Raw genomic sequence first — 24,385 nt, 5'->3', positions numbered from 1 at the left:
CCCGGCTTAATTCCGCGTGGAAAAGCCGAAGCGCTGGAATATCGCCTTGCCTTCGGCGCTCGACAGGAACGCGATGAAATCGCGCGCCGGCTTCGCGTCGCGCTTGGCGACGATCGCGGCGGGATACGTCACCGGCGGATAGCTGCCGGCCGGAAAATTACCCACGACCACGACGCGCGGGCTCGACTTCGCATCCGTGCCGTAGACGATGCCGAACGGCGCTTCGCCGCGTTCGACCAGCGTCAACGCCACGCGCACATTCTCAGCCCCCGCGATGCGGCCGGAGACCGCGTTCCACAAGCCGAGATTTTCGAGTGCGGCTTTGGCGTAGCGCCCGACCGGCACATGGGCGGGATCGCCCGTCGCGATGCGGCCCCGCGGGCCCAACAGCGCGGGGAAATCGGTCGCTGTGGAAATCTCGATCTTCGTGGGCTTATCGGCGGGGGCGATCAGCACCAGATCGTTGCCAGCGAAGACTTTGCGCGAATCCGGCACGATCAGATTGCGCGTGGCGAGATAGTTCATCCAATCCTCGTCCGCCGAGACGAATACGTCGGCGGGCGCGCCGTTCTCTATCTGGCGCGCGAGCGTCGACGACGAGCCGAACGAGAATTTCGCGGCCACGCCCTTGGCGCGCAACGGTACCGCGACGGCTCCCAGCACATCGGTCATTGAGGCGGCGGCGTAGACGGTGATCTCCTGCGCCTTGGCGGAAACGGCCCCCACCAGCATCAATACGGCAGCGGCAAACAGATTCAAAATCGCCCGGTGCATCGCGCGCCCTGCCATCGCTATATTCAAATGGATATAACGATATCGGCGGGCCGACCGTCAAGTCCGGATCAGCGATCGAGACTCGCGAACAAGCCCGCGAAAACCGGATCGGCCTCCCAGCCGATTCCGGGCGCGTCGCCCGGCAAGGCGCTAGCCCCCGACATCGCGGGGCGATAGGCGACGCGCTGGAACGGGCCCACCTCGTGCCGGCCGAGGCCGAGTCCCGCCGCGACCTGCAACGCGAAGCGATAGCCGACATGCGGCACGAAATTGGCGCGCGCCCAGCCCGCGTCTTCGGCTTCGGCCAAGATGCGCAGATATTCGACCAAGCCATGCCCAAGCCCGATATCGAATTGCAGCAGATCGCGATCCTTGCGCAAGCCGCCATGGCGCAGCAGATTGCGCGCATCCGCCGCCGAGAACAGGTTTTCGCCCGTGCCCAACGGCACGATGAATTCCGCCGCCAAAGCGCGATGCGCGTCGTAATCGAGCGGATCGACCGGCTCCTCCACCCAGGCGATCGGCAGATCGGCGATCGCCGACAAGAATGCGCGCGCCGCGTCGAGCGTCATCGTCGCGTTGCAATCTAGGGCGAGCTTCGCTTTGCCGCCGAGACAGTCGAGAGCCACGTCGATCCGCCTTCGATCGGCGTCGAGATCGATGGCCCCGCCTTTGATCTTCACCGTATCGAAGCCGAGATCGATCGCGCGTTCGAGCTCGTCCTCCAGCTGGGGCAGATCGTCGTCGCCGCGATAGAAGCCGCATGTCGCATAGACCGGCACGTTCGGCACACCGGGCTTCGGCCCGCGCAGCACCGCCCACAGCGGCTTGTCCTGCAATTTGCCGATCAGATCCCAGATGGCGCCGTCGAGCAGACCCATCGCGGCCGCGCGCTCGCCATGGCCGCCGGGTTTCTCGTCGCGCATCGCCAGCGCGCGAATCTTCCACGGATCGGGCAACGTGCCCGAGGCGTCGAGATAATCGGCCGGATCGGCGGCCAGCACGCGCGGCGCCAAGCGTTCGCGCAGGATGGCGCCCGACGCATAGCGCCCGGGCGAGTCGATCGCATAGCCGCGAACGCGGCGTCCGGCGGCGGTTTCGACCGCCACGACCGCGACGCTGGCGGTCATACGGCCGAAGCCGACGGCGGCGTTGCGCGTCGCATCGGCCATATCGAGGGTGGTTTCGCGGATCGCGACGATTTTCATATTCGCGAACAATGCAAAAGGGACGCCGAAAGCGCCATAATACGCGACCAAGGGAAGGAAACACGACATGAGCACAGCTTCGATCCAGAAACTCGGCCGGCGTTTGCGTTTGGGGCTCGTCGGCGGTGCGGGCGGCGCATTGATCGGCCCGGTGCATCGCTTGGCGGCGCGCCTCGACGATTGCTTCGAGTTGACGGCCGGCGTGTTGTCGTCCGATCCCGCGCGTTCGAAAGCGGAAGCCGCACGCCTCAACATCGCCCGCGGCTACGCCGACATGGCCGCGATGATCGCCGGCGAAGCGGCGCGCGCCGACGGGATCGACGCCGTCGCGATCATGACGCCCAACGACAGCCATGCGCGCTATGTCGAAATGGCGCTGAACGCCGGGCTCGACGTGATCTGCGACAAGCCGCTGACCAACGACTACGCCTCGTCCAAAGCGCTCGCCGTGCTGGCGCGCGGCAAGGGGCTGGTGCTCGCCGTCACCTATAACTACTCGGGCTATCCCATGCTGCGCGAGGCGCGCGCGGCGATCGCGGCGGGCGAAATCGGCAAACCGCAAACGCTACATGCGGCCTATGTCAGCGGATCGCTCGGCACGCTGGTCGAAGCCGAGCCGGAGAAAATGTCCTCGCGCACGCGCTGGCGGCTCGATGCCGCGCGCGGCGGCCCCAGCCATGTTCTGGCCGATATCGGCACGCATGCACATCAATTGGTGAATTTCGTCGCGGGCCAGCGCATCGAAGCCGTGCTCGCCGATGTGGGTGCCGCCGTGCCCGGCCGCACGGCGCATGACACGGCGTCGGTCATCGTGCGCCTGGAAGGCGGCGCGCGCGGCCCGTTGTTCATCACCAAGGCCGCGACGGGCGCGGAGAACGCCATGTCGATCGAAATCTACGGCCAAGCCGGCGGTCTTTACTGGCATCACGCGGCGGCGAACGAATTGCGCGTGATGCGCCATGCCAGGCCCGCCGAGATCCGCACGCGCGGCTTGCCGACGCTGCATCCGCTGGCGCGCGCCGCCGCACGTTTGCCGGCGGGACACCCCGAGGCGTTCCACGAAGGCTTCGCCAATCTTTACCGCGATTTCGCCGAATTGGCCGCCGCGCGCCGGGCGAATGTCGCACCCGATCCGCTGGCGACCAGCCTGCCGACCGGCGAAGATGGCGCCGAAGGCCTGGCGTTCTGCGAGGCCTGCGTGGCGTCGGCGGAGTCCGGCAAATGGGTGACCTTGGCGCGACCCTAAATCCTTCGTATCGCGATGGAAACTTCCCGTTGCGCGGATCGACTAAATCGTTTTAGCTGTCGCCCGATCACGCACGGCGACGAGACGGTTTCAATTCCGGACCGGATCATGCCAAGGTGAGACCGTCAGAGGCGGCGCCACGATGCGCCGCCCGGCGAAACAGGGAGGGAGCATGGCGTCGGTCGAAATCCGCGACGTGCGCAAATCGTTCGGCAGCGTTCCGGTGCTGCATGGCGTGAGCGTCGATATTGCCGACGGCGAATTCGTCGTTCTGGTCGGACCGTCGGGCTGCGGAAAATCCACCCTGCTGCGCATGCTGGCGGGTCTCGAGAACATCACCGGCGGCGAAATCGCGATCGGCGGACGCGTGGTCAACAGCGTGCCGCCCAAGGATCGCGACATCGCGATGGTGTTCCAGAACTACGCGCTTTATCCGCACATGACCGTGATGCGGAACATGGCCTTCTCGCTGAAGCTCGCCGGCGCGCCGCCCGACGTGCTGGACAGCGAAGTCAAGGGCGCTTCGAAAATCCTCGGCCTCGACCAATTGCTGGAGCGCTTTCCGCGCCAGCTTTCCGGCGGGCAGCGCCAGCGCGTGGCGATGGGCCGCGCGATCGTGCGCCATCCGCAGGTCTTCCTGTTCGACGAGCCGCTATCGAATCTCGACGCCAAATTGCGCGTGGCGATGCGCTCGGAGATCAAAGATCTCCACCAGCGTCTGAACGTCACCACCGTCTACGTCACGCACGACCAGATCGAAGCCATGACCATGGCCGACAAGATCGTGGTCATGCATCAAGGCCGCATCGAGCAGATCGGCGCACCCTTGGAGCTTTACGACCGTCCCGCCAATCTGTTCGTCGCGGGCTTCATCGGCTCGCCGGCGATGAACATGCTCGCGGGCAAAATCTCGGGCGGCGCTTTCGTCGACGCGGGCGGCGGGCACTGGCCTTTGCCGCCGGGTCATAAGGCCGCCGAGGGCGCTTCGGTCGTCTACGGCATCCGGCCCGAGCATCTGATGCTCGACCCCAACGGCGTCCAGGCGCGCGTGCATGTGATCGAGCCGACGGGATCGGAAACGCAAGTCATGTTGAAGGTCGGCGAGACGACGGTCATCGGCGCCTTCCGCGAGCGCATTTCCGCCAAGCGCGGCGAGCCGCTCGGCATCTCGCCCGATATATCGCTGGTCCATCTGTTCGACCGCGAAACGGGCAAGCGCATTTAGGGAGCCTTACGCGAACGCAAATCAACTCGAACATAACCAGGCAAAAAAGGGGAGACGCGAAATGACGAACATCATCACTCGTCGCAGCATTACCCGCCGCGGCGTTCTCGCGGCCGGTGCCGGTCTCGCGGCCATGTCGGCCGGCGCGCACAAGGCCTTCGCGCAAGCGGGCCGCGTTCAGGCGGCCAATGTCGCACCGCCCAATCTTCCCATCGAAAGCGGCGCCACGTTGCGCATGCTGCGCCCGGTGCGCTTCGTCCAGCCCGACGAAGACGTGTTCCGCGCCAACGCCGCCAAATTCACCGCCAAGACCGGCGTGCAGGTCCGGGTCGATTTCGTCGGCTGGGAGGATATCAACCAGCAGACCGCGGTCACCGCGAACACGGGTGCGGGCCCCGATCTGATCATGGGCTTCTCCGACGCCCCGCACATCTTCACGTCGAAGCTGATCGACCTGACCGACGTCGCCGAATATATCGGCAAGCGTTACGGCGGCTGGCTCGCCATGGCCGACAAATACGGCAAGCGCGCGGGAACCAACAACTGGATCGGCCTGCCCTTCGGCGCCTCGGGCGGCCCGATCGTCTACCGCAAATCGGCGGTCAACGCGGCCGGCTTCCAGTCGATCCCGGACGATCACGCCGGCTTCCTCGATCTGTGCAAGAAGCTGAAGGCGGCGGGCAAGCCGTCGGGCTTCGCGCTGGGCAACGCGGTCGGCGACGGCAACTCGTTCTGCAACTGGCTGATCTGGTCGTTCGGCGGCTATCTGGTCGACGAAGCCGGCAAGGTCGCGATCAACAGCAAGGAAACGATCGACGCGCTCAACTACCTCAAGGAGCTGCACGCCGCGTTCATTCCGGGCACCACGGCGTGGAACGACATTTCCAACAACCGCGCCTACGCGTCGCAGGAATTGTGGCTCACGCAAAACGGCGTGTCGCTCTACTTCGCGCTGAAGAACGATCCGGCCACCGCCGCGATCGCCGAGGACACGCAGCACCAGCTGATGCCCAAGGGCCGCTTGAACATCCCCGCGATGACGGGCCTCACCCTCAACGCGATGGTGTTCCAGCACTCGAAGTTCCCCAACGCGTCGAAGGCGTTCCTGCAATTCATGCTGGAGCACGAGCAGCACGAGCCGTGGCTCAACGCCAATCTCGGCTACTGGGCGCATCCGCTCGCGGCCTACGACGCGGCCGCCGTGTGGCAGGGCGATCCGCGCGTGTCGATCTTCAAGGACACGATGCGCTCGCCGTTCTGGAACGGTTACAAGGGCCCGATCACCGAAGCCTCGGGTCAGGCCAACGCCGAATACGTCACGGTGCAGATGTGCGCCGCGGTCGCGTCCGGCCAATCGACGCCGCAGCAAGCGGCGCAGGAAGCCGAGCGCCGCGCGCGCCGCATCTTCCGCAGCTGACGAACCTGCCGGGCGGCGCCGAGTCCCCATACACGGCGCCGCCCCCTTCTTTCCTTTCAAGACGCCCGACCGGAGCCGCGCCATGGACATGGCCGCCACCCCGCCCACGAGATGGGTCCGCCCCAAACGCGAGCTCGGCGCCATCGCCAAGCTGTTCGATTGGAAGCCCTTCCTCGTCTTCATCTGCCTGCTGCCGGCTGTCGGGCTGCTGCTGGTGTTCCTCACCTATCCGCTGGGTTTGGGCATCTGGCTTGCCTTCACCGACACGACGATCGGGCGCAGCGGCCGCTGGGTGGGGCTGGAGAATTTCGAGTTCCTGATCGAGGATCGGCTGTGGTGGAACGCGGTGTTTTACAGCGTGTTCTACACCGGCATCGCGACGGTGCTGAAATTCGGGCTCGGCCTGTGGCTCGCCCTTTTGCTGAACCACCATCTGCCGTTCAAAAGCATTCTGCGCGCCATCATCCTGCTGCCCTGGATCGTGCCCACGGTGCTGTCGGCCATCGCCTTCTGGTGGATCTACGATCCGCAATTCTCGATCATTTCCTATCTGCTGATCGAGATGGGATTGCGCGACACCAACGTGGATTTCATCAACACGCCCTGGCCCGCGCGCTGGTCGCTGATCTGGGCCAATGTGTGGCGCGGCATTCCGTTCGTCGCGATCTCGCTGCTCGCCGGCTTGCAGACCATCTCGCCTTCGCTCTACGAGGCCGCGATGCTCGACGGCACGACCGGCTGGCAGCGCTTCCGCTACATCACCTTCCCGATGCTGCTGCCGATCCTCGCGATCGTCATGACCTTCAGCATCATCTTCACTTTCACCGATTTCCAGCTCGTCTACGCGATCACGCGCGGCGGCCCGATCAACTCGACCCACCTGCTCGCCACGCTCGCCTTCCAGCGCGGCATTCCCGGCGGCCAGTTGGGCGAAGGGGCGGCCATCGCGGTGTCGATGATCCCGTTCCTCGTGTTCGCGACGCTGTTCAGCTACTACGCCCTCGCGCGGCGCAAATGGCAGCAGGGAGAAAGCGATGACTGACGCCCGCATCAACGCCGCCGACGATCAAGCGGGCGTCGATCCAGCCCTCGCGCGCAAGGTTTCGGCCGCCGCCGCGGCCGAACGTATGGCGTGGGATACGCGTTCGCGCCGCATGGTGACGATCTACCTGCCGCTCGCCTGTTTCGTGCTGATCCTGCTGTTTCCGTTCTATTGGATGACGGTGACGGCGTTCAAACCGAACGCCGAGCTCTATAATTACAGGGAAAACAACCCGTTCTGGATCACGTCGCCGACGCTCGATCACATCTACCATCTGCTGTTCAAGACGGCGTATCCGACTTGGCTATGGACGACGATGATCGTCGCCATCTGCTCGACCTTCCTGTCGCTGTTCGCGAGCACGCTCGCCGCTTACGCGATTCAGCGCCTGCGCTTCAAAGGCAGCCAGTATGTCGGTTTGGCGATTTATCTCGCCTATCTCGTGCCGCCGTCGATCCTGTTCATCCCGCTCGCCATGATGGTGAATTGGCTCGGGCTGTTCGATACGCCGCTGGCGCTGATCCTGGTCTATCCGACCTTCCTGATCCCGTTCTGCACCTGGCTGCTGATCGGCTATTTCAAGTCGATCCCGTACGAGCTGGAGGAATGCGCGCTGATCGACGGCGCCACGCGCGTGCAGATCCTGCGCGAGATCACGCTGCCGCTGGCGGTCCCGGGTCTCATCAGCGCCGGCATTTTCAGCTTCACGCTGTCGTGGAACGAGTTCATCTACGCGCTCGCCTTCATCCAATCGAGCGAGAAGAAGACCGTGCCGGTCGCGATCCTGACCGAACTCGTCACCGGCGATGTCTATCAATGGGGCGCGCTGATGGCGGGGTCCCTGCTGGGATCGATCCCGGTCGCGCTGTTCTATTCGCTGTTCGTCGACTACTACGTCTCGTCGCTGACCGGTGCGGTGAAGGAGTAACCCTCCAACCGCACCGGCCTCGCGCGATGGCTTAGTGGCTTTCGCGCACGATCCGGGCACCCGACTTTCCGACCAGGAAGTCGAGATCGGCGCCGCGATCGGCCTGCTGCACGTGATCGACATAGAGCTTGTAATAGCCGCGATCGCTGGGCGGCGCGGGCGGCGTCCACTCCTTGCGGCGCTTTTCAAGCTCGGCATCCGACACGTCGAGATGCAGACGCCGGCCCGGGATATCCAGCTCGATCATGTCGCCGTCGCGCACCAGCGCGATCGGCCCGCCGGCGGCGGCTTCGGGCGAGGTGTGCAGCACAGTCGTGCCGTAAGCCGTGCCCGACATGCGCGCATCGGAAATGCGGATCATGTCGCGCACGCCTTTTTTCAGGATCTTGGCGGGCAGTGCGAAATTGCCGACTTCCGGGAAGCCCGGATAGCCCTTCGGCCCGCAGCCCTTCAGCACCATGATGCAATTCTCGTCGACGTCGAGAGTGGGATCGTCGATGCGCTTGTCGTAATCCTCGATCGATTCGAACACGACCGCGCGGCCGCGATGTTTGAGCAGATGGGGGCTGGCGGCCGACGGCTTCAAGACGGCACCGTTGGGGGCGAGATTGCCCTTCACGACGGCGATGCCGCCTTGGGGCTTGAACGGCTTGTCGAACGGGAAGATCACGTCCGTGTCCCAATTTTTGGCGTCTTTGTTGTTCTCGCCGATCGTCTTGCCGGTGACCGTCAGCGCGTCGAGATGCAGTTTGTGTTTGATCTCGGAGATCACCGCCGGAATGCCGCCGGCGTAGTAGAACTCCTCCATCAAATACTTGCCCGACGGCATCAGATTGACGAGGCAGGGCATATCGCGGCCTAGGCGATCCCAATCGTCGAGCGTGAGATCCACACCCATACGGCCCGCCATGGCGAGAAGATGGACGACCGCGTTGGTCGAGCCGCCGATGGCGCCGTTGACCATGATCGCGTTCTCGAACGCCTTCTTGGTCAGCACCTTCGACAGGCGAAGATCTTCCTTCACCATCTCGACGATCCGCCGTCCCGCCATATGCGCGAGCGCATAGCGGCGCGCGTCGACGCCCGGAATGGCGGCGTTGCTCGGCAACGCGATGCCCAACGCTTCGACCATCGACGCCATGGTCGAGGCGGTGCCCATCGTCATGCAATGGCCGGAGGAACGCGACATCGCGGCTTCCGCCTGCGAGAGATCGGCCATCGTCATTTCGCCGGTCTTGAGGCGTTCGGTGAACAGCCAAGTATGCGTGCCCGAGCCGACGAGTTCGCCCTTGTAGCGGCCGTTGAGCATCGGCCCGCCGGAGACGACCAACGTCGGGATATCGCAGGACGCGGCGCCCATCACCAGCGACGGCGTGGTTTTGTCGCAACCGGTGAGCAGGATCACGCCGTCCATAGGCTGACCGCGAATCGATTCCTCCACGTCCATCGAGGCGAGATTGCGATAGAGCATCGCCGTCGGGCGCAGCAGAATTTCCGACAGCGACATGACCGGGAATTCCAGCGGGAAGCCGCCCATTTCGTAGACGCCGCGCTTCACATATTCCGCGATATCGCGGAAATGGCCGTTGCAGGGCGTGAATTCCGACCAGGTATTGCAAATGCCGATGATCGGGCGGCCGTCGAACAGATGGTCGGCGCGGCCTTGGTTCTTCATCCAGGAGCGGCGGCCGAACCCGTCGCGGTCCTGGCGGAACCACGCGTTCGAACGCAGCTTGTAATCTTTCGTATCGTGACTGTCGGCCATCGTCTCGCTCCCATCATCTGCGCGGAATTCCCCGCGTTCGGCGCCAAGTTTGCCCGTCGCCTTGCTCTTGCGCAACCGGAGCGATTGACCCATCTCAATGCGGTTGCGGTAACGCAAGGCGATCCTGCGCCCTCGAACCCCGGAGTGCGGAATGACCGACGCCAACGACACCGGCGACAAACCCAAATCGCTGATCGAACTCGACCGTTTCGTGCAGGCGAATATCGCGGCCGCGACGATGGGCGTCTCGCCCGCGGCGCTGGGCTTGGCCTTCGCCGATTGGGGCTTGCATCTGCTCAGCTCGCCGGGCACGCAATTGCATCTGCTGCAAAAGACGCAACGCAAACTCGCGAGCCTCGGCTCGCTGCTCGCCTACGACAATCCCTGGTCGCCCGCCCCGCCGGTGATCGAGCCCTTGCCCGGCGATTCGCGCTTTCGCGACGAAGCGTGGCGGCGCTGGCCGTTCGATATCTATCACCAGGCGTTTCTGCTGGCCCAGCAATGGATGCATGTGGCGACCGATCACGTGCCGGGCGCCAACCGGCATAGTCTAGACGTGGTGAATTTCACCACGCGCCAAATGCTGGACGTGTTCTCGCCGTCGAACTTCGTCGCGACGAATCCCGAAGTTCTGGCCGAGACGATCCGCACCGGCGGCTTTAATTTCCTGCGCGGTTTCACGAATCTCCAGCGCGACATGGCGGTCGCCTTCGCCGGCAAATCCACGCCCCGCGACGATTACGTGCCGGGACGCGATGTCGCCGTCACGCCGGGCAAGGTCGTGTTCAAGAACCGGCTGATCGAATTGATCCGCTACGATCCCGTCACGCCCGACGTGAACGAAGCGCCGCTGCTGATCGTGCCGGCGTGGATCATGAAATATTACATTCTGGATCTGTCGCCCGAGAACTCGCTGATCCGCCATCTGGTCGAGCAAGGCCGCACGGTGTTCGCCATTTCCTGGCACAATCCGGACGAAAGCGACCGCGACTTGTCGATGGAGGATTACCGGCGCCTGGGCGTGATGGCCGCCCTCGACGCGATTTCGGAAATCTGCCCGAACGCGCCGATCGACGCGCTGGGTTATTGCCTGGGCGGCACGCTGCTCGCCATCGCCGCCGCCGCGATGGCCCGCGACGGCGATACGCGGCTGCGGTCGATGATCCTGCTCGCGGCGCAAGTCGATTTCTCCGAGCCGGGCGAACTTTCGCTGTTCATCGACGACAGCGAAGTGAACTTCATCGAATCGATGATGTGGCGCCACGGCTATCTCGACACGCGCCAGATGGCGGGCGCCTTCCAGCTATTGCGTTCCAACGATCTGATCTGGTCGCGGATGGTGCGCGCCTATCTGTTGGGCGAGGACGCCGCACCTTCCGATTTGATGGCGTGGAACGCGGATGCGACGCGCATGCCCTATCGCATGCACACGGAATATCTTCGCAAGCTGTTCCTGGGCAACGATCTGTCGGGCGGGCGCTTCCTGGTCGACGGGCGGCCGGTGGCGCTGTCGGATATCACGATCCCGATCTTCGCCGTCGGCACCGAACGCGATCACGTGGCGCCGTGGCGCTCGGCCTACAAGATCGGATTGTTCGCGTCGTCGGAGTTTACCTTCGCGCTGACCAGCGGCGGCCACAATGTCGGCATCGTCAATCCGCCCGGCGCACCCAAGCGGCATTACCGGATCGGCACGCTGCATGCGGGCGCGCCCTTCGTCGATCCCGACACCTGGCTTGCCGCCGCCGGGCAGCGCGACGGCTCGTGGTGGACGGCGCTCGACGAATGGCTCGACGCGCGCGGCGGCGCCAAAGTGCCGCCGCCCACCCCGTCGAAGGGCTTGGCGGCGGCACCCGGCGCCTATGTGTTCGAGACTTAGCCCGCGGCTTTGAGCGCCTTGTCGAGATCGGCGAGGATATCGTCGATATGCTCGAGGCCGATCGACAGGCGCACATAGCCCGGCGTCACGCCGGCCGCCTTCTGCTCGTCAGCGTTCAACTGCGAGTGCGTGGTCGTCGCCGGATGGATGGCGAGGCTGCGCGCGTCGCCGATATTGGCGACGTGATAGAACAACTCCAGCGCGTCGATGAAACGGCGGCCGGCATCGCGCCCGCCCTTCAGTTCGAAGCCGACCAAGCCGCCATAGCCGCCCTTGAGGTATTTGTCGGCCCGCGCGCGCGCCGCACCCGATTGCGCCGACGGATGGATGACGCTGGTCACTTCCCCGCGCTTGGCTAGGAAATCCGCCACGCGCTGGGCGTTCTGCGCATGGCGTTCGATGCGCAAGGGTAGCGTCTCGATCCCTTGCAGCAATTGGAACGCGTTGAACGGCGACAGCGCCGAACCCAGATCGCGCAGCAGCGTCGTGCGCGCCTTGATGATATAGGCGACGGGCCCGAGCGGCTTCACCGCTTCGAACCACACCGCGCCGTGATAGCTGGGATCGGGCGTGTTGAGGGCGGGCTGGCGTTCGGGGAATTTCGCCCAATCGAAATTGCCGCCGTCGACGATCACGCCGCCGATCGACGTGCCGTGACCGCCGAGATACTTGGTCGACGAATAGACGACGACCGCCGCCCCATGATCGAAGGGCCGCGCCAGCAGCGGGGCCGCCGTGTTGTCGACGATCAGCGGAATGCCGAATTCGCGGCCGATCGCCGCGACTTCCGCGATCGGGAATACGGTCAGCTTCGGGTTCGGCAGCGTTTCGGCGTAATAGGCGCGCGTGCGCGCATCGGTCGCACGTCGGAAGGCTTCGGGATCGGCGGGATCGACGAAGCGTACGTCGATGCCCTGATCCTTCAGCGTATTCGCGAACAGATTCCACGTGCCGCCGTAAAGATCGGTGGAGCTGACGACGTTGTCGCCCGCGCGCGCCAAATTCTGGATCGCGAAGGCCGACGCGGCTTGGCCCGACGCCAGCGCCAAAGCGGCCACGCCGCCTTCCAGCGCCGCGACGCGCTTCTCCAGCACATCGGTCGTCGGATTGCCCAAGCGCGTGTAGATGTTGCCGAGTTCCTTCAGCGCGAACAGGTTTTCGGCGTGCTGCGTGTCGCGGAATTGGTAGGAGGTCGTCTGATAGATCGGCACCGCGACGGCGCCGGTCGCGGGATCCGCGCGCCAGCCCGCATGCAAAGCCAAGGTTTCGGGATTGGGTTTCTTGCCGGTCATGATGCGTCTCTCCTCCGATACTCGCGGGCGTTTGTCGCCCGCGGCATACAATGCCGCAATTCGGAAATCCTCAAGCGGGATGTGAGGGACGCTTAACGCCTCACCAATGCCGGCGATAGTAGTGGTGATGGTGATGATGGTGATGACGGCGCGGCGGCGGGCCGACGCGCACCACGATGCCGGGGTAATAAGGCCGCGAATAGTAGTAGCCCGGCGGGAAATACGCGGGACGATAGCTGTAGATCACCGGCGGCGGCGGTGCCGGGATATAGATCGGTGCGGGGGCGGGCACATAGCGCGGGGCGGGCAACGGCGCTTCGGCCGTCGCCGCACGCTGCAAGCGCCACGAGCCGTCGGGATTGCGGCACGCCGTACCCCAGGCCTGTTCCTGACGGCCGCCGATGACGACGCTTTGCTGGAATTCGCGGCAGATCTCGCCCGCCGCATTCTGGAATGCCGGTTGCGGCACGAACGTGCCCGACTTGCCGTCGGGATCGTCCCAGCGGACGATGGTGCCGGAACGCGCACTCTCCAACGCTTGCTGGCCGACGGGATCGAGATATTGGGCCTGCGCGCAGCCCACGCTGAAAAGCAGAGCCGCACATGTAACGAAAGGCTTCATGGACGTTCTCCGGCGAAGCTCGATGCCGGAGAACGCCCGTAAGCCGGGGGCTATTCCGCCGCCCGTTGCGCGGGCAGAACGCCCCAGGATTGGAGAATGCCGGAAAGTTTGGCGCGGTCTTCGGCATCCAGCGCCACCAAACCCGGCAGGCGCACGGGGCCGACCGGATAGCCGATCTGCATCATCGCTTCCTTGACGACCGTGACATTGGCGCCGTTCTGGAACTTGGTGCGCATCGTTTCGAAAGCGGCGATGGTGGTGACGAGCTCGCGCACCTTGGCGAAGTCGCCCGATTCGAGCGCCGCGTGGATCGCCAGCGAGCGCTTGGGATCGACATTGACGAGACCCGACGTGAAGCCGCGCGCCCCCGCCGCATAGAAGGGGGCGGCCCAGCCTTCGGCGAGGCCGCAAACCCACAGCGCCGTGTTGGCGCCGCTTTCGCGCACGACTTCGGCCAACAGCATCATGTTCGGCGTGGCGAATTTGACCGCGACGACGTTGGGATGATTGGCGATGCCGAGCAGATCGGCGCGGCCCATCGCGTCGGAGCGCACATAGGCGACCAGCGGCAGATCGACGCCGTCGGCGATCGCTTTGAAATACGCGGCCTGCGCTTGCGGGGCGGCGAACGGGTCGAGCGGTTGATGCGCCATCAGCGCATGCGCGCCGTTGGCCTTGGCGCGGCGGCCGAGTTCGATCGCATCCTTCAGCGAGCGGCCCACGCCGGCCGTCAGCAGCGAGCGGTTCTTGTTGGCTTCGATGGCGCCGTCATGCACCGCGCGCACTTCGTCGAGCGTCAGCGCGTAGAACTCGCCGGTATTGCCGGCCGAGACGATGTTGTGCACGCCCGCGGCGGCGATGCGGTCGATCACCTTGGCGAGCAACGCGCCGTCGATCCCGCCATCGGCGGTATACGGCGTGACATGAACGCCGGAGATACCGGCGAGGGCTTGGCGCAGTTTGGCGGTCATGATGGTGTCTCCTCCCGGCGTTCGAACGCCGTTTTGACGTGCTGGCGCGCAGAGCGCAAAACATGGTCGCGCATCGCGCGTTCGGCACCGTCGCCGTCATGCGCGGCGAGCGCTTCGAAAATCGCGCGATGTTCGGCGAAGGCGCGGCCGCGCTCTTCAACATCCGACAAAATCACGTAACGCGCGGTGTGCACGAACACGCGCTGCGTTTCGATCAAACGCGGCATGTAGCGGCAGCCCGACGCGGTGTGGATCAGATCGTGGAATTCCTCGTTGGCGGCGATCAGCACGTCGACATCGCCGACCTTGGTCGCCGCTTCCATCCGCGCCACGATCGCGCGCAACGCGGCGATGGTCTCGGCGTCGATGCGTTCGGCCGCCATGCGGCTGATCATCGCTTCGAGTGCGGCGCGCGCCAGCGCCATCTCGTAGGCTTGGTTTGAATCGAAGGTCACACGCACGCCGCGGCGCGGCTCGGTCGCGACCAGGCCTTCGAGTTCGAGGCGGCGCAGCGCCTCCTTCAGCGGCGTGGTGCTGACGCCCAATTCGGCCGCCAATTGGCGCTCAATCAGCCACGACCCCGCCGGCAATTCGCCGCCGATGATCGCCCGGCGCAACACATCGTGGACATGCTCGCGCAAACCCCGCAAATAGGCGGGGTCGACCGGCGCTAATCGGCTGCGGACGGGCAGTTCCACGGGGGCTCCGGTTTTCGGCGTGGTCATTCGGCAGCGCCTGATATATCAAGGGGTGTCTCGTCCCGCAACCCCACCAAGAAAGGTCTCACGTGACGAAGGAAACGCTGCAAATCGAACGGCTTATCGACTTCCCGCTCGGCGTGGGCGAAGGCCCGCTGTGGGACGCGAAAAGCCAAAGCCTGTACTTCATCGATATTCTGGCGCCGGCTTTGTTCCGCCTGAACCCCGCGACCAAGGCGATCCAGCGCTGGGATATGCCGAGCAAGATCGGCTCGTTCGGTCTGTGCCCCGACGGGCGCGCGGTCGTGGCGCTGGTCGACGGCGTCTATTACTTCGACTTCGCGACCAAGAAGTTCGACTTCCTGGTGAACCCGGAGCCGGGCATCGAGGGCAATCGCCTGAACGACGGCAAGATCGGCCCCGACGGTTATTTCTGGATCGGCAGCATGGACGACCGGCCGGAGAAGGAACCGCGCGCCGGGCTCTACCGCGTCGGCCCCGACAAAAGCTGCGTGCGCCTGCTCGACGGCTTGATCGTGTCGAACGGTCTGGCGTGGACGCCGGACGGCCGCACGATGTTCCATTCCGACAGCCGCCATCGCTTCATCCAAACCTTCGACTTCGATGCGAAGACCGGTGCGGCGACGAACAAGCGCGTCATCCGCACGATGTCGGACGAAGACGGCCGCCCCGACGGGGCCGCGTGCGACGCGGAAGGCTTCTACTGGTCGGCGGGTGTGTCGGCGGGCGTGCTGAACCGCATCGCGCCGGACGGCACGATCGTTTCGCGCATTCCCGTTCCCCTCGCCGCCCCGACGATGCCGTGCTTCGGCGGGCCCGACCTCAAAACGCTCTATGTCACGTCGCTGACCAGCGACCGCCTGGGGCCGAAGGAAGGCGGCACGCTGATCTCCTTCCGCGTGGACGTGCCCGGCGCCCCGATCGCGCGGTTCGGCGAACCTCTCAAATTGTGATCGGGGTTCGCGCATCGTCCCTCAAACGTAGCCGGTCGAGCCGTCGCGCTTGACCGGCACTTTGCGCTGCCAATGGACGTAGTCCTCCTTGCCGAGGATCTGCATATCCATTTCGACGCCCCAGCCGGGCCGGTCGGGCCGCAGCTCCAAATGCCCGTCCTTGGGCAGATACGGATCCTTGACGTACCACGCACCTTGCAAGCGCTGCTCTTCGGGCGGCGCCTCCTGGCGGCCGGTGCCGAACACATAGCCCGGCCCTTGCGGTAGGCGATATTCCAGAAAACGGAAATTCGTCTGCGCGGCGCAGAAATGCAGGTTCACCGCCGAGGCGAGCGGCCCCATCGGGTTGTGCGGCGCGATCGACACGAAATGCGCTTCGGCGATCGCGGCAATGCGCTTCATCTCGGTGATGCCGCCGACGACGCAGATATCGGGCTGCACGATGTCGCAACCCTTCGCCTGCATCAGGCGTAGATACTCGAAGCGACTGTAATAGGATTCGCCCGTTGCCAGCGTGCATTTCAACTGGCGCTTCAACTCGCCCCAGGCGTCGAAATTCTCCGGGCGCAGCGGCTCCTCGAAGAACATCGGATCGTAGGGGGCCAGCGCGTTGCCGAGCTGGGCCGCCTGTCCCACTTCGAAGATCTTGGCGTGCGCATCGAAGGCAATTTCGTAATCGCTGCGCACCGTCTCGCGCAGCTTGCGGAAATACTCCGCCGCCTCGCGCACAACCTCGCCCCAGCGATTTCGGTGCATGTCCAAACGATACGGCGACAGCTTGAACGCGGTCAGGCCCCAATCGGCGTTCAACTTGTCGAACTCGTCGCGCGCAGCGGCCGGGTCCGGTGCGGTGTAGACACCCGCATAGACCTTCACGCGGTCGCGCACATTTCCGCCGATCATCTTGTAGACGGGCACGCCCAGCGCCTTGGCCGAGATATCCCACAGGCAATGGTCGATCGCCGAAATCCCGGCGAGGCCCAAAGCGCCCGGGGGGAAGCGCGATTGCTGCATCAGAATATTGATCAGGTATTCGACGCGGCTCGCATCCTGGCCCTTGATGAAGCCGAACAGATAGTCGAGCAGCGGCAGCAGCGCCTTGTCGGGGCCGTGATTGTAGCATTCGCCCCAGCCGGTCACGCCGTCCTCGGTGTCGATCGCGACGATCACCCGGGGCCGGTCCTTGTCGCGCGTCATGAAGGCGCGCAAACGTTCGATCTTCAGTGCCATCCGTCGTTACTCGCCCGCCTTGAAATATTGGCCGCGCTTGAAGCGCGTCTGCACATAGACATGTTCGCGATAGGTGCCTTCGGCGTAGCTGTTCGAATCTTCGCCGATCGGCACCGCCACGTTGTTCGCCGCCGGGAACTTCGCGACAAACGCTTCGTCGATATCGACACCCAGACCCGGCGTGTCAGGCACGGTGAGGTACCCGTCCTTTTGCTGCGGATGCGGGATCACGGTCTTGGCGCGACCTTCCCAATCGTCCTCGATCCGCTCCAGGATCAGCGCGTTGGGGATGGACGCCAGCACGTGCAACGCCGCATATTCCGCCACGGGGCCCAGCGAGCCCGAATGCGGCGCCATCATGATGTGATGGGCTTCCGCCATCGCGGCGATCTTCTTCATTTGGGTGATGCCGCCCGCGCGGCCCGTATCGGGCTGGGCGACGTCGATCAGATCCCGCTCGATCAGATCGCGCAGGCCGAAAATTGTCGCCATGCGTTCGCCCGCCGCCAGCGGCACATGGGCCGCGTCGCGGATGCGCTTATAGCCGTCGAGATTTTCCGGCGCGATCGGATCTTCGATCCACATCAAATTATAGGGCTCCAACGCGCGCGCGAGGCGCGCGGCGTCCGCCGGCGTCATCCAGGGCGGCCCGTGCATGTCGATCATCAGATCCATCTCGGCGCCGATCGCTTCGCGCAGCGCCGCGATCTTCTGCACGGGATTCGACACGCCGCCGCATTTGATCGCGGTGATGCCGCGCTTCTTGCAGCTCAACGCCACTTCGGGCGCGTTGGCATGGGCGTAGATGCGGATGCGGTCGCGGACCTTGCCGCCCAGTAGGTTCCACACCGGCACGTTCAGCGCCTTGCCCTTGATGTCCCACAACGCCATGTCGATCCCGGTCATGGCGCCGCCGCCGACCGTGCCGAGCAGGCCGTGGCCCATCATGGCGATCATCATTTTCTGATTGAGCCGCTCGATATGCGTCGGATCCTCACCGATCAGCAGCGACTTCAAATCGTGGATGGCCGTGTCGATGACTTTCGGCCAGCCCGAGCATTCGCCGATGCCGGTGATGCCTTCGTCGGTGTAGATCTTGACGAACAGCCAGTGGCGGGCACCCCGCAGATTGTTCGAATAATCGCCCTCGGGCCCGAACGACCCGTCGGACGCCCAGAACTTGGCGCCGGGGCGGCCGGCATTCATCAGAAACGTTTTAACGTCGGTGATCTTCACGTTCGTGCTCCGTTACGCGACATAGCGATGGCGCTGGCCCATCCGGCGCGCGCGCGGATCGGGCCGCGGGATCGCCGAGAGCAGCGCCTTGGTGTAGGCGTGGTTGGGGGCGTCGCAGACCTGTTCGGTCTCGCCGGTTTCGACGACCTTGCCGCGATACATGACCGCGATGCGGTCGCACATGTAGCGGATGACGCCGATATCGTGGCTGATGAAGACGTAGCTCAAGCCCAGCTTGTCCTGCAGATTCATCATCAGATCGAGCATTTGCGAGCGCAGCGACACGTCGAGTGCCGAGGTCGCTTCGTCCGCCACGATCAAACGCGGATTGAGCGCGATCGCGCGCGCGATGCCGATGCGCTGGCGCTGACCGCCGGAGAACGCGTGCGGATAACGTTCGCGCCAGGCGGGCTCCAGCCCGACTTGGCGCATGAGATCGGCGACGCGGTCGTCGAGCTCCTGCCCCTTCGCGATCTCGTTGACCAGCAGCGGTTCGCCGATGATCTGCGCCACCGTCATGCGCGGATTGAGCGAGCCAACCGGATCCTGGAAGATCATGCGGATTTCGCGCCGGCATTCGCGCAGCTTCTGCTTGTCGGCGGCGACCAGATCGACGACCGAACCGTCGGCGCGGCGATAGCTCATCTGCCCGCCGGTCGGCTGATAGACGCGCATCAGGCAACGGCCCATCGTCGTCTTGCCCGAACCGGACTCGCCGACGATGCCCAGCGTCTCGCCCGGGCGTACGATCAACGACACGTCGTCGACCGCCTTCACCAAATTGTTGCCCGAGCCGAAATGCATGACGAGATTCTTGATCTCGACCACCGGCGGCGCCTTTTCGTCGATGGGCGCGCGCTTCAGGCGGATATCGGCCTTGCGCTCGAGCTTCAGCACCGAGCCGATCAACATCTTCGTATAGGCGTCTTGCGGCGCGTGGAAGATGCGGTCCACCGGACCTTCCTCCATCACCTTGCCGTGATACATGACCAGCACGTCGTCCGCGATTTCCGCCACCACGCCCATATCGTGGGTGATGAACATCACGGCCATGCCGTGGCGTTCCTGAAGGCGCTTGATGAGATCGAGAATTTCGGCCTGCGTCGTCACGTCGAGTGCGGTCGTCGGCTCGTCCGCGATCAGCAGCGACGGATTGCAGGCGAGCGACATCGCGATCATCACGCGCTGGCGCATGCCGCCCGAAAATTCGAACGTGTAGCGATCGATCGCGCGGTCGGGGTTCGGGATTTCCACCTGCTTCAGCAATTCGATCGTGCGGGCGCGCGCGTCGGCCTTCGACATCTTCAGATGCAGGCGCAGCACTTCCATGATCTGGTCGCCGACCGTGTGCACGGGCGACAGCGAGGACATCGGCTCCTGGAAGATCATCGCGATCTCGGCGCCGCGCACCGCGCGGATCTCGGGCCCGCGCGGGTTCAGCTTGGCGAGATCCACACTGCCGCCGTCGGGACGATGTAGCATCATCGAGCCCGAGACGATGCGGCCCGGCGTGTCGACGATTTGCAGGATCGAGCGCGCGGTGACGCTCTTGCCCGAGCCGGACTCGCCGACGACGCACAGGGTTTTGCCGCGTTCGATCTTGAACGAGACGCCGTCGACGGCCTTCACCACGCCCGTACGCGTCGGGAAATGGGTGACGAGATCCTTGACCTCGAGAACGACGTTGCTGCCGGTCATTTGTTGTACGGATCGGCGGCGTCGCGCAACCCGTCTCCCAGGAAGTTGAGGGCGATGACCGCGACGACCACGGCGACGCCGGGGGCGAAGAGCCACGGTGCGGTCGCGATCGAGCGGATGTTCTGGGCTTCGCGCAACAGCACGCCCCAGGAGATGGTCGGCGGCTGTAGGCCGAGACCAAGGAAGGAAAGCGACGTTTCGGCCAAGATCATCGCCGGGATCGCCAGCGTGATCGACGCGATGATGTGGCTCATGAAGCTCGGCAGCATATGCCGGAAGATGATGCGCCCTTCCGACGCCCCGTCGAGGCGCGCCGCCGTCACGAATTCCTCGGTGCGCAGACTCAGGAACCGGCCGCGCACGACGCGCGCCAACTGCGCCCAGCCGGTCAGCGACAGGATCAGCGTGATCATGAAGTAGTTGAGCGTCGCCGGCCAATCCTGCGGCAACGCGGCCGCCATCGCGAGCCAGATCGGGATCGTCGGCAGCGACAGCACGAATTCGATCACGCGCTGGATCGAGAAATCGATCTTGCCGCCGAAATAGCCCGAGATGCCGCCGAGCACGACGCCGAGCAGCAGCGACAGGAACACGCCGACCAAGCCGACCGACAGCGAGATCTGCGTGCCTTGCATGATGCGGCTCCACACGCAGCGGCCAAGACGATCGGCGCCGAGCAGGAACAGCGGCTGACGCGCGTCGCCCGTACCGATCAGATGCAGATTCGACTTGAACAGGCCGAAAAACGACCATTCGTAGCCTTGGGTGAAGAACTGCAGATCGACCTTGCGGTTGGGATCTTCGACATAGATCGCGGCGAGCGTCGTGGGATCGCGGCGCAGCACGTAGGGACGGATATGGAGGTTGAATTTCCACGATCCGTCGGCCGCTTCGTCGATGATGTGCAGGCGTTGCGGCGGATGATAGGCCGCGCGCGCGTTCTGCGCCGACGGATCGTTCGACGAGAAGAAACCGGGGATCAAGGCGATCAGGTAGAAAAACCCGACCACCCACAAGCCCACCATGGCGAGGCGGTGGCGCTTGAACGCCCACCACATCAACTGCCATTGCGAGGCGACGGCGAGGCGGCTTTTATCGACCGCGGCGAAGGTGACGTCCGTCATGTTCTACTCCAGGCGGATGCGCGGATCGACGATGGCGAGCAGGATGTCGCTGATCAGCGAGCCGATCAGCGTCAAACCGCAAATCAGCAGGATGAAGGCGCCGGCGAGATACATGTCCTGCGCCATCAGCGACTGCAGCAGCAGCGGACCCGCGGTCGGCAGGCTCAGGACGATCGCGACGATGATCGAGCCCGAAACGAGGTTGGGCAGCAGCCACGCGATGGTCGAGATGAAGGGGTTGAGCGCCAAACGCACCGGATACTTGATCAGCAATCTGAATTCGGAGAGCCCCTTGGCGCGCGCCGTGGTCACGTAGGCGCGGTTCAACTCGTCGAGCATATTCGCGCGCATCACGCGGATAAGGCTCGCCGTGCCCGACACGGCCAGGATGATGACCGGGATCCACAGATGGGTCAGAAGATCGAGAACCTTGCCCCAGCTCCACGGCGCGGTCTGGTACTTCTCCGAGAACAGCCCGCCGACTTCCTGGCCCCATTCGACCGCCGCCAGATACATCAGCACGAGGGCGAGCAGGAACGAAGGAATGGCGAGCCCGAGGAAGGAGAAGAAGGTCGCGACGTAGTCGCCGATCGAATATTTGCGCACGGCCGAGTAGACGCCGACCGGCAACGCGATGGCCCAGGTGGCGAGCAGCGTCGAGAAGGTCAGAACGAGGGTGAGCGCCATGCGCTCCCAAATCAGTTCCGACACCGGCTGCTGCCATTCGAAACTCAAGCCGAAATCGCCGCGCAACAGAATGCCCGTGATCCATTTCCAGTACTGGACGATCATCGGCTGATCGAGACCGAAGCGCTGGCGCAGATCGGCCGCTTGGTTCTGGTCGACGACCTCGTTGGAGGCGGCGAGTGTCGCGATATAGGTGGTGACGTAGTCGCCGGGCGGCAGTTGGATCAGCACGAAAGCCAGGAAGCTGATCACGAACAGCGACGGCACCATCCACAGAAACCGGGTGACGAGGAAGCGGAGCATCGGTTTTCCGGTGAGCGCGAGAAAGGAAAAGAAAAGGGCCGGCGCCGCGAACGGCGCCGGCCCCGATCGTCTTACGACTGGAAGAAGAACTGCTGCGGCATCGCCGGTCCGGGGTTGGGCCAGGACCACGAGTTCGGATACGCCTTCGGCACGTTCTGCAGGTTGTTGCGGACCACGCCGAAATTGTTGACGGCCAGGCACACGCCCACCGTCTCGAACGCGTCGGCGCAGAGGTCCATGATCTCCTTCACCATGGCACCACGCTTGGCGAGGTCGGCCGTGGCGCGCGCATCGTCGAACAGCTTCATGCGGCGCTTCTGGCTTTCGGGCGGCTCCTGCCCGTCCTTGCCGTTGGACACGTACCACAGCGTCCAGGGGATCGCGTAACGCGAGCCTTGCGGATGCTGGGCGAGGTAGTCGCGCGGATCGAGGATCGGATCGAGCCCGCCGGGGCCCGGCCACACGGCCGCGTCGTGGTCGTTGTTGTCGCCGCGCGTGTAGTAGAGCGCGCGTTCGATCGTGTTGACCTTCATGTCGACGCCGATCGCGACCCAGTGACGGCGCACGAGTTCCAGCGTGTCGACGAGATCCGGATAGAGCGTGGGGATCACGTCGATGGCGAAGAACACCTTCTGCCCGTCGGGACGCAGACGGAAGCCTTGCGCGTCCTTGCGGTTGTAGCCGAGCCTGTCGAGGATATCGTTCGCCTGCTTGGCGTTGTGCTCGGTGAACTGACGCGCGAGCTTCTCGTGATACCACGGATGGCCCGGACGCGGACCCGTTTGATACGGCTCCGACTGGCCGAGATAGACGAGATCGATGATCTCCTTGCGGTCGATGCCCAGCGACAAGGCCTGACGGAATTCCTTGTTCGAGAACATCGCCCGCATCGCGGGGTCTTTATGCGTGATGTTGAAGTAGATCTGGCATTGCTGCGCGCCCGAGGCGATCAGCTCGAGCAGACGATAGCCGCCGCGCTGCATGTTCTGCGAGAGCGTGGGCTTGTTCTGCAACGAGTCGATGTGGCGATCCTGGATGTCGAGACGGCCGGAGACCGCGTCGAGCATCAGGGATTCCACGTCCTGCGAGATCGAGAACGTCAGACGGTCGATATACGGCAATTGCGCGCCGTTGGTGTCGACCTGCCAGAAATACGGGTTGCGTTCCATCACGACGCGCGTGGCGCCGCCCGTATAGGCCTCGCGGACCACCCACGGATCGATCGTGGGCTTGTCGACGTTGCCCCAGCGCGACGGGATTTCGATATCGCCGCAGCGCGCGCGGAACAGCGAAGGCCAATCCGACATGTTGGCCGCCTTGGCGAGGTCGGCGACGTTCGGATTGTATTTCGGCATGAACTGGCTGCAATAGTGCTTGGGGAACAGCGTGGGCTGCTGACCGAGCGGGGTCGCCAGATTTTCCAGGAACATCGCGTAGGGCGATTCGAAGGTGAACTTCACGACCGTGTCGGAAACCTTCGTCACCGTCGCGGGCTTGCCGTTGATCACCAGCACCGACGGCACCGAACGATAGAGTTCGGAATTCTTGCAGCAATCCTCGATCGCGAAAACAATGTCGTCCGCGGTGAAGGGCTTGCCGTCCGACCACTTCATGCCGGGGCGCAGATGGAAGGTGAACTCGGTCGCGTTGGCGTTGACGTCCCAGCGCTGGGCGACGCCCGGTTCCACTTCCGTGAAGCCGAGGTTCCAGCGCACCAGACCCTGGTTGCCCACCATGCGCAGAATGCCGTTATGGTCGGCGGACCCACGCAAACCGCGGCGCAACGAACCGCCGTAGACGCCGGTCTTTTCGAGCGGCTTCACGACCAGCGGCGCCGACGGCAGACGCTGCGCCAGCGGCGGCAGCTTGCCTTCGGCGACGAGCTTGGCGAGATCCGGCGCTTCCTTCGGCGCACCCTGGGCGAAGACGACGCCCGGCACCGACGAAAGAGCGGCGGCACCCGCCGCCCCTTTCAGAATCGAACGGCGGCCAATTCCGCCATTCTTCGAAACTTCGCTCATGTTTTCCTCCCTCGGTGTTTTCCCGATGTGGTGTTTGAAACCCGG

The 24,385-nt window shown here is 64.5% G+C and carries 20 protein-coding genes; 7 read left to right on the top strand and 13 right to left on the bottom strand.

The window, feature by feature from the left end:
- Positions 1–6 precede the first annotated feature (6 nt).
- A complete protein-coding gene (gene modA, locus J0H39_06210; protein ID MBN9496328.1) occupies positions 7–774 on the bottom strand; it encodes a molybdate ABC transporter substrate-binding protein in 768 nt (255 codons plus the stop codon).
- Positions 775–842: 68 nt separating this feature from the next.
- Entirely contained in the window at positions 843–1,982 is a 1,140-nt protein-coding gene (locus tag J0H39_06205; protein ID MBN9496327.1) for a mandelate racemase, read from the bottom strand.
- A 67-nt stretch (positions 1,983–2,049) separates the two neighbouring features.
- On the opposite strand from J0H39_06205, the gene J0H39_06200 reads away from it, so the two are divergent.
- The 5 genes from J0H39_06200 (at position 2,050) to J0H39_06180 (ending at position 7,840) form a co-directional block, all read left to right on the top strand.
- Positions 2,050–3,228 carry a Gfo/Idh/MocA family oxidoreductase gene (locus J0H39_06200; GenBank protein ID MBN9496326.1) on the top strand — a complete coding sequence of 393 codons (1,179 nt, stop codon included), beginning with the start codon at positions 2,050–2,052 and terminating at the stop codon, positions 3,226–3,228.
- 172 nt (positions 3,229–3,400) lie between these two features.
- Complete coding sequence (ugpC, locus tag J0H39_06195) at positions 3,401–4,453, top strand: sn-glycerol-3-phosphate ABC transporter ATP-binding protein UgpC (protein MBN9496325.1); 1,053 nt, start codon at positions 3,401–3,403, stop codon at positions 4,451–4,453.
- 61 nt (positions 4,454–4,514) lie between these two features.
- Positions 4,515–5,870, top strand: coding sequence for an extracellular solute-binding protein (locus J0H39_06190; GenBank protein ID MBN9496324.1), 1,356 nt, complete (start codon positions 4,515–4,517; stop codon positions 5,868–5,870).
- 82 nt (positions 5,871–5,952) lie between these two features.
- Positions 5,953–6,912, top strand: coding sequence for a sugar ABC transporter permease (locus tag J0H39_06185; protein MBN9496323.1), 960 nt, complete (start codon positions 5,953–5,955; stop codon positions 6,910–6,912).
- On the top strand, positions 6,905–7,840 hold the full coding sequence (locus J0H39_06180) for a carbohydrate ABC transporter permease (GenBank protein ID MBN9496322.1): 936 nt from the start codon (positions 6,905–6,907) through the stop codon (positions 7,838–7,840). The genes J0H39_06185 and J0H39_06180 overlap by 8 nt, the downstream gene beginning before the upstream one ends.
- Positions 7,841–7,871: 31 nt before the next feature.
- Here the strand turns inward: J0H39_06180 and J0H39_06175 are convergent, their stop codons facing one another.
- Positions 7,872–9,605: a dihydroxy-acid dehydratase gene (locus J0H39_06175; protein ID MBN9496321.1), complete on the bottom strand. Its 1,734-nt coding sequence runs from the start codon at positions 9,603–9,605 to the stop codon at positions 7,872–7,874.
- 151 nt (positions 9,606–9,756) lie between these two features.
- Between J0H39_06175 and J0H39_06170 the strand changes: the two genes are divergently transcribed.
- Positions 9,757–11,484 (top strand): alpha/beta fold hydrolase, encoded by a 1,728-nt coding sequence (locus J0H39_06170; protein MBN9496320.1) that lies wholly within the window; start codon positions 9,757–9,759, stop codon positions 11,482–11,484.
- Here the strand turns inward: J0H39_06170 and J0H39_06165 are convergent.
- The 4 genes from J0H39_06165 to J0H39_06150 all read right to left on the bottom strand — a co-directional run bounded on the left by J0H39_06165 (position 11,481) and on the right by J0H39_06150 (position 15,094).
- Positions 11,481–12,776 (bottom strand): PLP-dependent transferase, encoded by a 1,296-nt coding sequence (locus tag J0H39_06165; protein ID MBN9496319.1) that lies wholly within the window; start codon positions 12,774–12,776, stop codon positions 11,481–11,483. The genes J0H39_06170 and J0H39_06165 overlap by 4 nt on opposite strands.
- Before the next feature lie 100 nt (positions 12,777–12,876).
- Positions 12,877–13,398, bottom strand: coding sequence for a hypothetical protein (locus J0H39_06160; protein MBN9496318.1), 522 nt, complete (start codon positions 13,396–13,398; stop codon positions 12,877–12,879).
- Positions 13,399–13,448: 50 nt separating this feature from the next.
- A complete protein-coding gene (locus J0H39_06155) occupies positions 13,449–14,369 on the bottom strand; it encodes a dihydrodipicolinate synthase family protein (GenBank protein ID MBN9496317.1) in 921 nt (306 codons plus the stop codon).
- Positions 14,366–15,094, bottom strand: a complete 729-nt coding sequence (locus J0H39_06150; GenBank protein ID MBN9496316.1) for a GntR family transcriptional regulator — start codon at positions 15,092–15,094, stop codon at positions 14,366–14,368. The genes J0H39_06155 and J0H39_06150 overlap by 4 nt, the downstream gene beginning before the upstream one ends.
- A 62-nt stretch (positions 15,095–15,156) precedes the next feature.
- Between J0H39_06150 and J0H39_06145 the strand changes: the two genes are divergently transcribed.
- Positions 15,157–16,041 carry an SMP-30/gluconolactonase/LRE family protein gene (locus J0H39_06145; protein MBN9496315.1) on the top strand — a complete coding sequence of 295 codons (885 nt, stop codon included), beginning with the start codon at positions 15,157–15,159 and terminating at the stop codon, positions 16,039–16,041.
- Positions 16,042–16,062: 21 nt separating this feature from the next.
- Here the strand turns inward: J0H39_06145 and J0H39_06140 are convergent, their stop codons facing one another.
- From J0H39_06140 to J0H39_06115, 6 genes are all read right to left on the bottom strand, one after another.
- Positions 16,063–17,265 carry a mandelate racemase/muconate lactonizing enzyme family protein gene (locus J0H39_06140; protein ID MBN9496314.1) on the bottom strand — a complete coding sequence of 401 codons (1,203 nt, stop codon included), beginning with the start codon at positions 17,263–17,265 and terminating at the stop codon, positions 16,063–16,065.
- A 12-nt stretch (positions 17,266–17,277) separates the two neighbouring features.
- The gene (locus J0H39_06135; protein MBN9496313.1) at positions 17,278–18,507 is read right to left on the bottom strand and encodes a mandelate racemase/muconate lactonizing enzyme family protein; all 1,230 of its coding nucleotides are present in this window, start codon (positions 18,505–18,507) and stop codon (positions 17,278–17,280) included.
- A gap of 12 nt (positions 18,508–18,519) precedes the next feature.
- The gene (locus J0H39_06130; GenBank protein MBN9496312.1) at positions 18,520–20,205 is read right to left on the bottom strand and encodes an ABC transporter ATP-binding protein; all 1,686 of its coding nucleotides are present in this window, start codon (positions 20,203–20,205) and stop codon (positions 18,520–18,522) included.
- The gene (locus tag J0H39_06125) at positions 20,202–21,329 is read right to left on the bottom strand and encodes an ABC transporter permease (protein MBN9496311.1); all 1,128 of its coding nucleotides are present in this window, start codon (positions 21,327–21,329) and stop codon (positions 20,202–20,204) included. The genes J0H39_06130 and J0H39_06125 overlap by 4 nt, the downstream gene beginning before the upstream one ends.
- Before the next feature lie 3 nt (positions 21,330–21,332).
- A complete protein-coding gene (locus tag J0H39_06120) occupies positions 21,333–22,319 on the bottom strand; it encodes an ABC transporter permease (protein ID MBN9496310.1) in 987 nt (328 codons plus the stop codon).
- A gap of 71 nt (positions 22,320–22,390) precedes the next feature.
- The gene (locus J0H39_06115; protein ID MBN9496309.1) at positions 22,391–24,340 is read right to left on the bottom strand and encodes an ABC transporter substrate-binding protein; all 1,950 of its coding nucleotides are present in this window, start codon (positions 24,338–24,340) and stop codon (positions 22,391–22,393) included.
- Positions 24,341–24,385: the final 45 nt, after the last annotated feature.

The sequence above is a fragment of the Alphaproteobacteria bacterium genome (assembly GCA_017308135.1).
Taxonomy (GTDB): Bacteria; Pseudomonadota; Alphaproteobacteria; order CACIAM-22H2; family CACIAM-22H2; genus Tagaea.
The sequence above is the reverse complement of the archived record's forward strand: the minus strand, read 5'-3'. Positions and strand labels throughout refer to the sequence as shown.

Bases quoted from the DNA above. Each gene is read 5' to 3' on its own strand.
- J0H39_06180 (MBN9496322.1), top strand. From the start codon at position 6,905: ATGACTGACGCCCGCATCAACGCCGCCGACGATCAAGCGGGCGTCGAT.
- J0H39_06115 (MBN9496309.1), bottom strand. From the start codon at position 24,340: ATGAGCGAAGTTTCGAAGAATGGCGGAATTGGCCGCCGTTCGATTCTG.
- J0H39_06165 (MBN9496319.1), bottom strand. From the start codon at position 12,776: ATGACCGGCAAGAAACCCAATCCCGAAACCTTGGCTTTGCATGCGGGC.
- J0H39_06190 (MBN9496324.1), top strand. From the start codon at position 4,515: ATGACGAACATCATCACTCGTCGCAGCATTACCCGCCGCGGCGTTCTC.
- J0H39_06175 (MBN9496321.1), bottom strand. From the start codon at position 9,605: ATGGCCGACAGTCACGATACGAAAGATTACAAGCTGCGTTCGAACGCG.
- J0H39_06160 (MBN9496318.1), bottom strand. From the start codon at position 13,398: ATGAAGCCTTTCGTTACATGTGCGGCTCTGCTTTTCAGCGTGGGCTGC.
- J0H39_06125 (MBN9496311.1), bottom strand. From the start codon at position 21,329: ATGACGGACGTCACCTTCGCCGCGGTCGATAAAAGCCGCCTCGCCGTC.
- J0H39_06185 (MBN9496323.1), top strand. From the start codon at position 5,953: ATGGACATGGCCGCCACCCCGCCCACGAGATGGGTCCGCCCCAAACGC.
- modA (MBN9496328.1), bottom strand. From the start codon at position 774: ATGCACCGGGCGATTTTGAATCTGTTTGCCGCTGCCGTATTGATGCTG.
- J0H39_06200 (MBN9496326.1), top strand. From the start codon at position 2,050: ATGAGCACAGCTTCGATCCAGAAACTCGGCCGGCGTTTGCGTTTGGGG.
- J0H39_06170 (MBN9496320.1), top strand. From the start codon at position 9,757: ATGACCGACGCCAACGACACCGGCGACAAACCCAAATCGCTGATCGAA.
- J0H39_06130 (MBN9496312.1), bottom strand. From the start codon at position 20,205: ATGACCGGCAGCAACGTCGTTCTCGAGGTCAAGGATCTCGTCACCCAT.
- J0H39_06120 (MBN9496310.1), bottom strand. From the start codon at position 22,319: ATGCTCCGCTTCCTCGTCACCCGGTTTCTGTGGATGGTGCCGTCGCTG.
- ugpC (MBN9496325.1), top strand. From the start codon at position 3,401: ATGGCGTCGGTCGAAATCCGCGACGTGCGCAAATCGTTCGGCAGCGTT.
- J0H39_06150 (MBN9496316.1), bottom strand. From the start codon at position 15,094: ATGACCACGCCGAAAACCGGAGCCCCCGTGGAACTGCCCGTCCGCAGC.
- J0H39_06155 (MBN9496317.1), bottom strand. From the start codon at position 14,369: ATGACCGCCAAACTGCGCCAAGCCCTCGCCGGTATCTCCGGCGTTCAT.
- J0H39_06205 (MBN9496327.1), bottom strand. From the start codon at position 1,982: ATGAAAATCGTCGCGATCCGCGAAACCACCCTCGATATGGCCGATGCG.